Source organism: Streptomyces sp. NPDC102283, from assembly GCF_044766265.1.
Lineage (GTDB): Bacteria > Actinomycetota > Actinomycetes > Streptomycetales > Streptomycetaceae > Streptomyces.
The window spans coordinates 85,637-97,721 of sequence record NZ_JBIWLQ010000019.1 but is presented as its reverse complement, the minus strand read 5'-3'; the positions used below and the strand labels follow the sequence as shown (position 1 = coordinate 97,721).

10 protein-coding genes are annotated in these 12,085 nt (G+C 73.1%); 7 read left to right on the top strand and 3 right to left on the bottom strand.

The annotated features are described in order from the left end of the window. Positions 1-54: 54 nt before the first annotated feature. The 6 genes from ACIRJT_RS30760 (at position 55) to ACIRJT_RS30735 (ending at position 8,163) form a co-directional block, all read left to right on the top strand. Entirely contained in the window at positions 55-1,011 is a 957-nt protein-coding gene (locus ACIRJT_RS30760; RefSeq protein ID WP_403915516.1) for a phosphotriesterase, read from the top strand. A gap of 1 nt (position 1,012) precedes the next feature. Beyond that, positions 1,013-2,140 carry an aminotransferase class V-fold PLP-dependent enzyme gene (locus ACIRJT_RS30755; protein ID WP_403915513.1) on the top strand — a complete coding sequence of 376 codons (1,128 nt, stop codon included), beginning with the start codon at positions 1,013-1,015 and terminating at the stop codon, positions 2,138-2,140. A gap of 2 nt (positions 2,141-2,142) precedes the next feature. Next, positions 2,143-3,306, top strand: a complete 1,164-nt coding sequence (locus tag ACIRJT_RS30750) for a YhfX family PLP-dependent enzyme (RefSeq protein WP_403915511.1) — start codon at positions 2,143-2,145, stop codon at positions 3,304-3,306. An 11-nt stretch (positions 3,307-3,317) separates the two neighbouring features. Next, positions 3,318-4,577 (top strand): phosphopentomutase, encoded by a 1,260-nt coding sequence (locus ACIRJT_RS30745; protein WP_403915509.1) that lies wholly within the window; start codon positions 3,318-3,320, stop codon positions 4,575-4,577. A 163-nt stretch (positions 4,578-4,740) separates the two neighbouring features. After that, entirely contained in the window at positions 4,741-6,954 is a 2,214-nt protein-coding gene (locus ACIRJT_RS30740) for a HelD family protein (RefSeq protein WP_403915680.1), read from the top strand. Positions 6,955-7,044: 90 nt separating this feature from the next. Then, complete coding sequence (locus ACIRJT_RS30735; protein ID WP_403915506.1) at positions 7,045-8,163, top strand: AI-2E family transporter; 1,119 nt, start codon at positions 7,045-7,047, stop codon at positions 8,161-8,163. Between the two features lie 12 nt (positions 8,164-8,175). Here the strand turns inward: ACIRJT_RS30735 and ACIRJT_RS30730 are convergent, their stop codons facing one another. Next, positions 8,176-9,192 carry an alpha/beta hydrolase gene (locus ACIRJT_RS30730; RefSeq protein WP_403915503.1) on the bottom strand — a complete coding sequence of 339 codons (1,017 nt, stop codon included), beginning with the start codon at positions 9,190-9,192 and terminating at the stop codon, positions 8,176-8,178. A 128-nt stretch (positions 9,193-9,320) separates the two neighbouring features. Then, positions 9,321-10,439, bottom strand: a complete 1,119-nt coding sequence (locus ACIRJT_RS30725; protein ID WP_403915502.1) for an NADH:flavin oxidoreductase/NADH oxidase — start codon at positions 10,437-10,439, stop codon at positions 9,321-9,323. Between the two features lie 137 nt (positions 10,440-10,576). Between ACIRJT_RS30725 and ACIRJT_RS30720 the strand changes: the two genes are divergently transcribed. Further along, positions 10,577-10,948 carry an ArsR/SmtB family transcription factor gene (locus ACIRJT_RS30720; protein WP_403915500.1) on the top strand — a complete coding sequence of 124 codons (372 nt, stop codon included), beginning with the start codon at positions 10,577-10,579 and terminating at the stop codon, positions 10,946-10,948. A 73-nt stretch (positions 10,949-11,021) separates the two neighbouring features. Here ACIRJT_RS30720 and ACIRJT_RS30715 read toward each other — a convergent pair whose 3' ends face one another. Then, complete coding sequence (locus tag ACIRJT_RS30715) at positions 11,022-12,062, bottom strand: NAD(P)-dependent alcohol dehydrogenase (protein ID WP_403915497.1); 1,041 nt, start codon at positions 12,060-12,062, stop codon at positions 11,022-11,024. Between the last annotated feature and the right edge of the window lie 23 nt (positions 12,063-12,085).

The following is a 12,085-nucleotide window of genomic DNA, read 5'->3' as shown; positions in this document are numbered from 1 at the left end:
GGCCGTGCCGTACGCGGAGAAGGCCGTGCCGTACATGGAGCAGGAGGCCCCACGATGAACCACCCCGCACCGCACACCCTGCGCACCGTCACCGGAGAGCTCCGGGCCGCTTCGGTACGCGGCCCCGCCCTCGCCCACGAGCACCTCGTCCTCGATCTGGACCGGGTGGGCGACGGCGCGGCCGTCCTCGGACCGGAGCGCCACGCGGCGGCCGTGACCGCCGAACTCGCCGCACTGCGCGAAGAGTTCGACCTCGCCCTGGTCGTCGAGCTGACCTGCCGGGGCATGGGACGTGACATCCGCGCGCTGTCCCGCATCGCCCGGGAGACCGGTATCGCCGTCGTCGCCGCGACCGGCTGGTACTACGAGCCGTTCCACACAGCGGAGATCGACGCCCTCGACGTGGCGGCGCTCACCGGCGTCCTCGTCCGGGAGATCGAGGACGGCATCGACGGGAGCGGCGTCCGGCCCGGCGTCCTCGGGGAGATCGGCAGCCACGGCGACGTACCCACCGCGGCCGAGGCCAAGGTGCTGCGGGCCGGCGCACGCGCGGCGCTCGCCACCGGCCTCTCCGTCGCCACCCACGCGCAGCTCGGCCGGGGCGGCCTCGCCCAGCTGGAGCTGCTCACCGGTGAGGGCCTGCCCGCCCACCGCGTGAGCATCGGGCACCAGGACCTCCTGGACGACCCCGGCGTCCACCGGGAGCTGGCGGCGAGCGGGGCGTACGTCGCGTTCGACACCGTGGGCAAGACCGCGTACCAGAGTGACGGGACCCGGCTGCGGCTGCTGCTCGCACTGCTGGAGGCGGGCCACGCCGACCGGGCCCTGCTCAGCTGCGACATCTCCCGCCACGGCTATCTGCGCGGCGAGGGCGGCCAGGGGTACGGGCACCTCTTCTCGGACTTCCTGCCCCGGCTGCGGGCGGCCGGGGCCGACGACGACCTGATCGACCTGCTGACCCGCCGCAATCCGGTGCGCTTCCTGACCGGCGCGACCGTGGAGGAGAACTGACATGAGCCCCGCGCCCCCACCCGCGCTCCCCGTGACCTTTCCGCTGCCGACGGTGGCCCTGGAGGACGCCGCGGCCCGGCAGTTCCGGTTGCTGGAGGCCACCGCCGCGCACTTCGAGGGCGAGCAGTTGTTCTCCGCCGACGCGGGAGTCGTCCCCGGCCTCGGCAGGCCCCGCACCACCGCCCGCGTCGAGGCGGTCCTCGCCGACTTCTTCGGCGCCGAGGAGGCCGCCCTCGTACAGGGCGCGGGCACCGGGGCGATCCGGGCCGCGCTCAACGCCGTCGTCCGGGCGGGCGACGATCTGCTGATCCACCGGGCCCCGGTCTACCGCACGACCGAGGTCACCTTCCGGGGCATCGGCGTGCGCACCACGGAGGCGGACTTCAACGACCGGGCGGCGCTCGACGCCGCTCTGGCGTCCGGGCGGTTCCGGTGGGCGTACGTCCAGCACACCCGGCAGCGGCTGGCCGACTCCTACGATCCGGCCGAGGTCATCGCCGCCTGCCGGGCGGCCGGGGTCCGCACGATCGTGGACGACAACTACGCCGTCATGCGCACCCCCGCCGCCGGGGTCGAACTGGGCGCCGACGCCTCCTGTTTCTCGCTCTTCAAGCTCCACGGGCCGGAGGGCGTGGGCCTGGTCGTGGGCGCCCGGGACCTGGTCGAGGGCGTCCGCCGCGACAACTACTCCGGCGGCGGGCAGGTCCAGGGCCACCAGGCGTTGGACGCGCTGCGCGCCCTCACCCACGTACCACTCCTGTGGGCCGTGCAGTCCCGGGTGGGGACCGAGGTCGCCGAACGGCTCGCGGCCGGTGAGGTGGACGGGGTGGCGGAGGTGCGCGTCGCCAATGCCCAGGACCGCTGCCTGCTGATCCGCCTCGACCGGCCCGTCGCGGCCGAACTGCCGTCCGTCGCCGCACGGTTCGGTGCCGCACCGTACCCCGTCGGCTCCAACTCGCGCTACGAGATCGCACCGCTCTTCTACCGGATGTCCAGCTCGGCCCTGGACGACGCCCCGGGGCTGGCCGACTGGACCGTGCGCGTCAACCCGATGCGGGCCGGTGCGGACCTCGTCATCGACATCCTGCGCCGCTCGCTCGCCGCGATGGCCGACCCGAAGGACCTCTGACCGTGTTTCTCGACACCGTGCTCACCCGCAACCCCGAGCTCGTCGACGCCGCGGCCGCTCTGCACCGGCGGGGCGAGATCCCGCCCGACACCTATGTGATGGACCTCGACGCCGTCGAGGCCAACGCGGCGGCTCTGGCGGCCGAGGGCGAACGCCTCGGTATCGGCCTGTGGTTCGTCGTCAAGCAGATCGGCCGCAATCCCGAACTGATCCGGGCCGTCGCCCGGCACATCCCCCGCTCCGCGGCCATCGACCCGGCCGAGGCCCGGACCCTGCACGCGAGCGGGGCGAGGGCGGGCAACCTCGGCCACCTCGTCCAGATCCCCCGGCGGGCCCTGCCCGGCATGCTGGCGTGGCGGCCGGAGAACGTCACGGTCTTCGACCTGGCCAACGCCCGTGCCGTCTCGGACGCGGCCCGGGAGCTGGGCTTCGTCCAGGACGTCCTGATCCGGCTCGAAGGGGCCGAAGGCGCCGTCTACCCCGGCCAGGAGGGCGGTGTTCCGCTGGAACGGCTGGACGTCTTCGCCGAGGCCGCCGAGGCGCTTTCGGGCATCCGGATCGCGGGCGTCACCGCCTTCCCGTGCGTGCTCTGCGACCCGGAGTCGGGGCAGCCCGCCGCCACGGCCACCTTCGACCTGGCGCTCAAGGCCCGCGAACTCCTCGCCGCGCGCGGCCACCTCGACCTGAGGCTGAGCGCGCCCAGCGCCACCTCGATGGCGTCCCTCCCGCTGCTCGCCGAGCGCGGGGCCACGCACGGGGAGCCGGGCCACGCCCTCACCGGCACCACTCCGCTGCACGCCCTGGACCCGGCCCAGCCCGAGAAGCCGGCGTACGTGTACGTCAGCGAGGTCGCGCACACCCTCGACGACGGCCGCCCTGCCCTGTTCGGCGGCGGGTTCTACGCGCGCTCCCACATCCGCGGCGCCCTCCTGCCACGCACCGGCGCGCGCCTGGGCGTGCAGGACGCCCCCGCCGAGAACATCGACTACTACCGGCTGCTCGACGCGCCCCCGTCCGGCTCGGACGTCCGGCTGGGCGACACCGCGCTGCTCGCCTTCCGCACCCAGATCTTCGTCACCCGCTCGACCGTCGCCGTCGTCTCCGGACTCGCCTCCGGCAGGCCCCGGCTGAACGGGCTCTACGACGCCCACGGCCGAGCCCTGTAAGGAGCGATCACATGGCCAGGACCGTCATCGTCGTCATCGACGGGTTCGGCGTCGGCGCCATGCCCGACGCGGGCGCACTGCGCCCGGGCGACCTCGCCGCCGACACCTGCGGGCACGTACTCGACCACGCCCGCGCCGCGTTCGGGCGGCCGCTGCGGCTCCCGGTGCTCGGGGCGCTGGGCCTCGGTCTGGTCCACCCTCACCGGGACCTGGCGCGGAGCACCCGACTGCCCGTGGCGGCGGGCCGGGCCGCCCTGGGATACCCGGGCGCGGACACGTTCGCCGGCCACCAGACCATGATGGGCGCGGACTTCAGCCGGGTGACCGTGGCCCGGCTCGCCGACCACCTCGACGAGGTGACCGAGGCGCTCACGGCGGCCGGTCACCGGGCGGAGCGGCTCGACGGGAAGCCGCTGCTGCTGGTCGACGGGGCGGTGCTGGTCCACGACAACCTGGAGGCCGACCCCGGGATCAACTGGAACGCGTCGGGGCGCCTGGAGGATCTGCCGTTCGACGGTCCGGGCGGGATTCTCGCCGTCGCCCGTACGGTGCGGGCGGTCGCCCCGGTCGCCCGGGTCATCGCGGTGGGCGGGCACGCGGACGGTCCGCTCGGCTCCTACGTACGGGGCGGGGACGGGGGCACCGTCGGTCTTGACACCCCGGCCACCGGCTTCTACCGCAACGGCGGCCTGGAGGTCCAGCACCTGGGCGCCCCGCTCGACGACACACGTCAGCTCCCCTCTCTCGCGGCGCGGGCCGGCATCCCGGTCACCCTGGTGGGGAAGGCCGCCGACATCCTGGTGTGCGAACAGGCGGACCGGCGGCCGGCCGTGGCCACCGCCGATGTCCTGGCGTACGCCCTGGACGCCGTACGCGCCGGGGGCGACGCCCTGGTGGTCGCGAACGTCCAGGAGACGGATCTGGCGGGGCACCAGCAGGACCCCGGGCGCTACGGGCAGGTGCTGGAGCGGGTGGACTCGGGGCTCGCCGGGCTTCTGGCACTGCTCACGGACTCCGGGGACCGGCTGTTCGTCACCGGCGACCACGGCAACGACCCCTCGATCGGGCACGCGCACCACACCCGGGAGTACGTGCCGGTGCTGATCCACCGCCCCGAGGGGGCCGGGGTGGAGCTGCTGCCGGACGCACGGAGCCTCGCCGACGTGGGCGCGACGGCCGCCCGGTCGCTGGCGCTGTCCCCGCGGGACCTGGCGGCGGGAACGCCGATCGACACGGACGGGGAGGCGCGGGCCGCCGCGCTGCGGACGTAGTCGCCGGGCACGAAGAATCCCCGGGGCGCGTAATGGCGGTCCGGGGTTTATCACGGGTATATTGGATTCTTCTGCGCTCACGCAGAAAGGCCCCGCTGGGGGGCCTTATGAGTACGAATATATCTGGCGGGGAGCCGTTTTGTCAAACCGGGAAAGCGACGAATTGCGGGAAGAGCAGGAATTCATCGACCGGCTCCATGCCCGGGTCGACGCCCTGCGCGGGGTGGCCGCCGATGGCGTCGAGCACGCGCTGACGCCGGTCGGGACGGGCCAGCAGGCGCGGCTGGAGCGCGACATCCTCGTCGCGGAGCGCTCGGGTCTGCTCGCCGCGCTCAACGCGGTGGACGGCTCGCTGTGTTTCGGGCGCATCGACCGTTCCGACGGGCTCGCGCACCATATCGGCCGTATCGGGATTCGTGAGGACGACGCGGAGCACACCCCTGTTCTGATCGACTGGCGTGCACCGGTGGCGCGTCCTTTCTATCTCGCCACGGGGCACACCCCGATGGGTCTTCGCCGGCGCCGGCACATCACGACCGAGGGCCGAAGGGTCACCGAGCTCCATGACGAGATCCTCGATCTCGGGGACCGCGATCGCACCGGCTTCGAGGATCCGAACGGTGACGCCGTGCTGCTCGCGGCACTCGATTCCGCGCGCACGGGACGCATGGGCGACATCGTGCGGACCATCCAGGCGGAGCAGGACGGCATCATCCGGGCCCCGCACCGGGGTGTCCTCGTCGTCGAGGGCGGGCCCGGCACCGGCAAGACGGCCGTCGCGCTGCACCGGGCCGCCTTCCTGCTGTACGAGCACCGCGAGCTGCTCGCCAAGCGGGCCGTGCTCATCGTGGGGCCCAACCCGGCGTTCCTGCGCTACATCGCGGAGGTGCTGCCCGCGCTCGGCGAGACCGGGGTGCTGCTCGCGACGCAGGCCGAGCTGTTCCCCAGTGTCCACGCCACCGGAACGGACTCCGCGCGCGCCGCGACCGTCAAGGGCGGCGAGCCGATGGCCGAGGCGCTCGCCCTGGCCGTACGCGACCGGCAGCGGCTGCCCGAGCCCGGGGCGGCGATGGTCGTCCCGCACGAGGACGGCGGGGACCTGGTCCTGGACTGGGAGATCGCGTACGAGGCCCGACAGGCGGCCAGGGACACCCGCCTCCCGCACAATCTCGCCCGCCCCCACTTCGTCTTCCGCGTCATCGACGCGCTCACCGCGCAGCTCGTCGAACGCATCGGCGCGGACCCCTACGGCGGGCCCAACTTCCTCGGCCCCGACGACGTGGCCCAGCTCGGCCGGGACGTGGCGCTGAGCAAGGAGGTACACGCTGCCGTGGACGAGCTGTGGCCGCCGCTCACCCCGGAGGGTTTCCTCGCCGACTACCTGGCCGACCCGGTGTACGTACCGGACGAGGACGCCGACGCGATCCGGCGCCCGGCCACCGCCGAGGCGTGGACGCCCGCCGACGTACCGCTGCTCGACGAGGCCGCCGAGCTGCTCGGCGTCGACGACAGCGCGGAGCAGGCGGCTGCCGAGGCCGCCCGTCAGGAGCGGGTCGGCTACGCGCAGGGCGTGCTGGAGCTGTCGCGCGGCTCGGAGAGCTATGAGTTCGAGGACGAGGAGTCCGAGGTCCTGGCCGCCCACGACATCATCGACGCCGAGCGGATGGCGGAGAGGCATGAGGAGGCCGACCACCGCACCGCCGCCGAGCGGGCCGCCGCCGACCGCACCTGGGCGTTCGGGCACATCATCGTCGACGAGGCGCAGGAGCTCTCGCCGATGGCGTGGCGGCTGTTGATGCGCCGGGCGCCGAGCCGCTCGATGACGCTGGTCGGCGACCCGGCACAGACCTCGGAGGAGGCCGGCGTCGGGTCGTGGGAGAAGATCCTCCGGCCGTACGTCGGCGACCGCTTCGAGCACGTCACGCTGGAGGTCAACTACCGTACGCCCGCGGAGATCATGGAGCTGGCGGCCGGGGTCCTGCGGGAGAGGGGCCCCGCGTTCACCGCCCCCGTCTCGGTGCGGTCGACCGGCGAGAAGCCGTGGACACGGGATGCCGGAGAGGATCTGGCGGGCGAGGTGGCCCGGGCGGTCGTGGAGCTGACGCCCCGGGAGGGGCGCCTCGCGGTGATCGCGCCGCGTGCGCTGCACGAGGAGATCGCCGCCCCGCTCGACGGCGTCACGGCAGGCGAGGCCCCCGATCTCACGCACCCGGTGGTGCTGCTGGATCCGCGCCAGGCCAAGGGGCTGGAGTTCGACCATGTGCTGGTCGTGGAGCCCGCCCGGTTCGGCACGAGCGATCTGTACGTGGCGCTCACCCGTGCCACCCAGCGCCTGGGCATCGTCCACCGGGAGGTGCTGCCCCCGGCGTTGCGCTGACGGGGCAGGGCGGCCCGCCCTCGTGGCGCTCGGCGCCGGCGGGCCGCGGACGTGGCCGGAACACGGCCGGCGAAGCCATAGGGTAACGCCATGTCTTCGCCATTGAGTTCGACAAAGACCGCGGCCGCTCTCCGCACGTCGGCACGGGTCTCCGCAGAGGTGCTGCTGGTCCTCGTGGCGGCGGCGGTCGCGCTGTGGGTGCTGGGCCGGATGTGGTCGGTCGTATGGCCGCTGATAGTCGGTCTGTTCCTCACCACGCTGACCTGGCCGCTCGCCCGTTTCCTGCGTCGGCTCGGCTGGTGGCCCTCGCTCGCCGCGTCGGTGGTGACGGTGTTCTCCCTGCTCGTGGGGGCGGGCATCGTGGCGCTGATCGCGGTGCCGGTGGCGGGTGAGTCCGGGGAGCTGGCCGACGGAGTGGTCGAGGGCATCGACAAGCTCCGCGAGTGGGCGGCGGGTCCGCCGCTGAACATCGGCGACGACCAGATCACCGGCGCCCTGGACACAGCGACCGCGCAACTCCAGGACAGTGTCGGCAGCGTGGTCACCACCGCCGTCACCGGGGTGAGCACCGTCGTCAACGGGCTGGTCACCGCGGTGCTGGCGGTCTTCCTGATGTTCTTCTTCCTCAAGGACGGCCCGCGCTTCCTGCCGTGGCTCACCCGTCAGCTTCCCGGCCGGCTCGCCGCCGACGTCCCCGAGGTGGCCTCCCGCTGCTGGGACACCCTGGGCGCGTTCGTGCGGTCCCAGGCGTTCGTCGGTCTGCTGGACGCGGTCTTCATCGGACTCGGCCTGTGGATCCTGGGGGTGCCGCTGGTCCTGCCGCTGGCGGTGCTGACCTTCGTCTGCGCGTTCGTGCCGATCGTGGGTGCGCTGTTCGCCGGATTCGTGGCGGTGGTCATCGCGTTGGTCTCGAACGGGCCGATGGACGCCCTGCTCGTGCTGGCGATCATCGTCGTGGTGCAGCAGTTGGAGGGCAATGTGTTCCAGCCCATGATCCAGAGCCGTGGGCTGGGTCTGCACGCGGCCACGGTCCTGCTCGCCGTCACGCTGGGCGGCAGCCTGGCCGGTGTGGTGGGGAGCCTCCTCGCCGTACCGGTGGCTGCGGTGCTCGGGGTGGTCTGGAACTACCTCCGCGAGCAGCTCGTGGAGGATTCCCCGGAGGCAGGGGCCCCGGCCGACGGGGCCGGCGCACCGGTCCCGTCGGCGTAGGGCCCGACCCCCTCACCGCCCGAGGGTGCGCAGCAGCGCGGGCAGCGCGCCGCGCAACTCGCGCTCCCAGTAGGGCGGGGAGTGGGTGCCCCGGTAGAAGTGCGTGGTGACCGCCACGCCGTGGGCCCTCAGCCGGGAGGCCATCGCCCGGTTCTCCGCCTCCATGATGGCCTCGGTCGGGGACAGGACGTCCTTCGGGAAGGGGTCCTCGGGATCCTCCAGGCCGGGGACGTGCGGGTCCGGCTCGGTGCCCGGCGGGTCGAGCACGCCCGCCCGGCCGTCGCCGCTGGAGAGGTGGACCTCGACGCCACGCAGGCGCTCCGGCCGGTAGTACGGGTCCTGGTCCTGCCAGATCCGCCGCTGGGCCACCGGGTCGCCCCACAGGGCCAGCCGGTCCAGTCCGAGGTAGTCCAGTCCCGCCCGGACCGCCCGGGGGTGCTGGAGTGGATGGACGTAACCGCTGAGGGCCGCCACCGCGCGGAACAGGCCCGGGTGCCGTGCCGCGTAGGCCAGCGCTCCGAAGCCGCCCTGCGACTCCCCCGCCGCGACCCGCCGGTCCCCCGCGCCGTAGAAACGCTCCAGCAGCGGGCGCACCTCGTCGAGGTGGAAGGTCTCCACGCGCGGCGCGCCGCCGGCGCCGTGGTTCCACCAGTCGCTGTAGAACCCGAAGACCGGCATCGACGGCATGACCACGAGCACGTCACGCAGCTGCGGGAGCCGCTCCACCGCGTAGTCCTCGGTCCAGGCCTCGGGGTCGCCGTGGCCACCCGCCAGCAGATACAGGACCGGCCACCGCTCGCCGCCCCCGCGCTCCTCCCAGCCGTCCGGCGTGAGCAGCCGGACCTTGGCGGGGCCGCCCAACGCCGTTGACCGCACGGTCAGTTCGAGCAGCCGGTGGCCGATCCACCGCTCCTCCGTGACCCGGATGCCCGTGCTGCCGCCATCGGGCGGGGCCGCTTGCGCCGTGGCGCCCAGGAGGAGGAGCAGCAGGACCGCGATCCAGACGACCGCCTTTCGCCGAACACTCATCACCGCGACCTCCCGACACCGTCGGCCGGACCTCGCCCGACTCGTGGGACGGTACGGGGCGGGCGGGTGCCCGGCATCCTCCACGGAGAGTCGGCCCCTACGCTGCCGGGAGCAGGCCGACGGGTGGTTCAGGCCTTGGCGGTGGCGCGGCGACCCAGGACGTAGCCGTACTGGTCGGGCCAGCGAGGTGCGGCCGCGAGGGCGTCGGCGGCGTGGTGGGCCCAGTGCGGATCGCGCAGCATCTCGCGGCCGATCATGACCGCGTCCGCCCGCCCCGCCGCGACGATCTCCTCGGCCTGGTCCGCGTCACGGATCAGGCCCACGGCGGAGGTGGGGATGCCGGCCGTCCGCCGGACCTGTTCGGCGAAGGGGACCTGGTAGCCGGGGTGCGCGGAGATCGCGGCGTCGCGGACGAGGCCGCCGGTGGAGACGTCGAGCAGATCGACGCCGTGTGCGGCCAGTTCCTGGGCGAGGCGGGCGGTGTCGTCGCCGGTCCAGCCCTCGCGCGGGTCCTCGGGGTTCTCGGTCAGCCAGTCGGTGGCCGAGGCGCGGAAGAGGACCGGCAGATCGTCCGGCCACACCGCGCGGACGGCGTCGACCACCTGGAGGGGGAAGCGCAGCCGGTTCTCCCAGCTGCCGCCGTAGGCGTCGGTGCGACGGTTGGCGGCCGGGGAGAGGAAGGAGTTGATCAGGTAGCCGTGTGCGCCGTGGATCTCGACCACCCGGAAGCCTGCGGCGAGGGCCCGTTCGGCGGCCGCGGCGAAGTCACGCACCAGCTGCCGGATCTCGTCCCCGGTCAGCTCGTGCGGCACGGGCAGCCCCTCGAACGCGACGGCGCTGGGAGCGACGGACGTCCAGCCGCCCTCCTCCTCGGGCACGTAGCGGTCGGCGAGCCAGGGCCTGTCGGTCGAGGCCTTGCGCCCGGCGTGGGCGAGTTGGATCGCGGGCACCGATCCGTGCGAGGTGATCGCGGCGGCGATCCGGGTGAAGGCCTCCTGCTGGCGGTCGTTCCACAGGCCCAGGTCCCACGGGCTGATCCGGCCGTCGGGGCGCACACCGGTGGCCTCCGCCATCACGAGTCCGGCGCCTCCGGCAGCGCGGCCCGCGAGATGGGTGAGGTGGAAGTCCGTCGGAACGCCCGCTTCCGGCCCGTCGGGCGCCGCGGAGTACATGCACATCGGAGACATCCACACACGGTTGGGGATCTCCAGGGACCTCAGGGTCAGGGGCGTGAACAAGGCACTCACCGGTACGTCTCCTCACGTGGGGGCTTCGTCGCCGGACGGCGACACCGAGGTAAGTACGATAGACATCGTAGTACGCCGATTGTCAAACTACGATGTTCATCGTAGTTTGATAGGGACCCCGAGGAGGCTGTCCACCCATGTCCACCACAGCACGCGGAGCCGCGTCCGGGCGACAGCTCGCCCATCCGCTCAGGGAAGAGATCCGCCTGGAGGCGATCCTGCACGCCCTGGCCGACCCCATCAGGCTGCGCATCGCCCGCGAGCTGGCGGACGGGCACGTCGACATGGCCTGTATCGCCTTCGACCTCCCGGTGAGCAAGTCCACCACCACTCACCACTTCAAGGTGCTGCGTGAGGCGGGCGTCATCCGCCAGCACTACGAGGGGACCTCCCGTCTCAGCCGGCTGCGCGAGGACGACCTGGAGGCGCTCTTCCCGGGGCTGCTCCCGGCCGTCCTGGAAGGGGCGCGCCGGTCGGCCGGCGCACCGGACCGGGCGGACCGGGCATGAGGGCGCGTCCGCCCCGAGCACCTGGGATGCTCGGGGCGGACGTTCGCGTCGTGTGTCGCCCGGCGGCCGATCCTCAGATCGTCGCCGTGTCGATCACGAAGCGGTAGCGGACGTCGCTGGCGAGAACCCTTTCGTACGCCTCGTTGATCCGGCCCGCGCCGATCACCTCGATCTCGGCGCCGAGCCCGTGCACGGCGCAGAAGTCCAGCATCTCCTGGGTCTCCTCGATCCCACCGATCGCCGAACCCGCGATCGACTTGTTGCCCAGGATCAGGGAGAACAGGTTCAGCGAGATCGGCTCTTCGGGGGCGCCCACGTTGACCAGGGTGCCGTCGGTGCGCAGCAGGCCGAGGTAGGCGCCGAAGTCCAGCGGGGCCGAGACCGTGGAGAGGATGACGTCGAAGGTGCCGGCCAGCTCCTCGAAGGTCCGCGGATCGCTGGTCGCGTAGTAGTGGTCGGCGCCCAGCCTGAGCCCGTCGTCCTTCTTCCGCAGCGACTGGGAGAGGACGGTGACCTCGGCGCCGAGCGCGTGCGCGATCTTGACGGCCATGTGGCCGAGACCGCCGAGCCCGACGACGGCGACCTTCCTGCCGGGGCCCGCACCCCAGCGCTTGAGCGGGGAGTAGGTGGTGATGCCGGCGCACAGGAGCGGCGCTGCCTCGTCCAGGGCGATGCCCTCGGGGATGGAGAGGGCGAACGTCTCGGCCACGACGATGTGCGTCGAGTAGCCGCCGTACGTGGGCTCGCCACCACGGTCGAGGGCGTTGTACGTCTGGGTGTTCCCCTCGGCACAGTGCTGCTCGCGGCCCATCAGGCACGCGTCGCACTTGCCGCAGGAGTCGACCATGCAGCCGACGCCGACGCGGTCGCCGACCTTGAACCGGGTGACCCCGGAGCCGGTCTCGGCGACGATCCCAGCGATCTCGTGGCCGGGCACCATCGGGAAGATGCCCTCGCCCCAGCCGTCCCGGGCCTGGTGGATGTCGGAGTGGCAGATCCCGGCGAACCTGATGTCGATGAGGACGTCGAACTCGCCCACCGGGCGGCGTTCGATCGTGGTGCGCTCCAGCGGGGCCTTGGCACGGGGAGCGGCATAGGCGGCAACGGTGGTCATGCCGGAGGTTCTCCTCTGGGTGA

Coding starts and splice junctions, on each gene's coding strand:
- ACIRJT_RS30760 (WP_403915516.1), top strand. CDS start 55: ATGAACCACCCCGCACCGCACACCCTGCGCACCGTCACCGGAGAGCTC.
- ACIRJT_RS30755 (WP_403915513.1), top strand. CDS start 1,013: ATGAGCCCCGCGCCCCCACCCGCGCTCCCCGTGACCTTTCCGCTGCCG.
- ACIRJT_RS30745 (WP_403915509.1), top strand. CDS start 3,318: ATGGCCAGGACCGTCATCGTCGTCATCGACGGGTTCGGCGTCGGCGCC.
- ACIRJT_RS30735 (WP_403915506.1), top strand. CDS start 7,045: ATGTCTTCGCCATTGAGTTCGACAAAGACCGCGGCCGCTCTCCGCACG.
- ACIRJT_RS30730 (WP_403915503.1), bottom strand. CDS start 9,192: ATGAGTGTTCGGCGAAAGGCGGTCGTCTGGATCGCGGTCCTGCTGCTC.
- ACIRJT_RS30720 (WP_403915500.1), top strand. CDS start 10,577: ATGTCCACCACAGCACGCGGAGCCGCGTCCGGGCGACAGCTCGCCCAT.
- ACIRJT_RS30715 (WP_403915497.1), bottom strand. CDS start 12,062: ATGACCACCGTTGCCGCCTATGCCGCTCCCCGTGCCAAGGCCCCGCTG.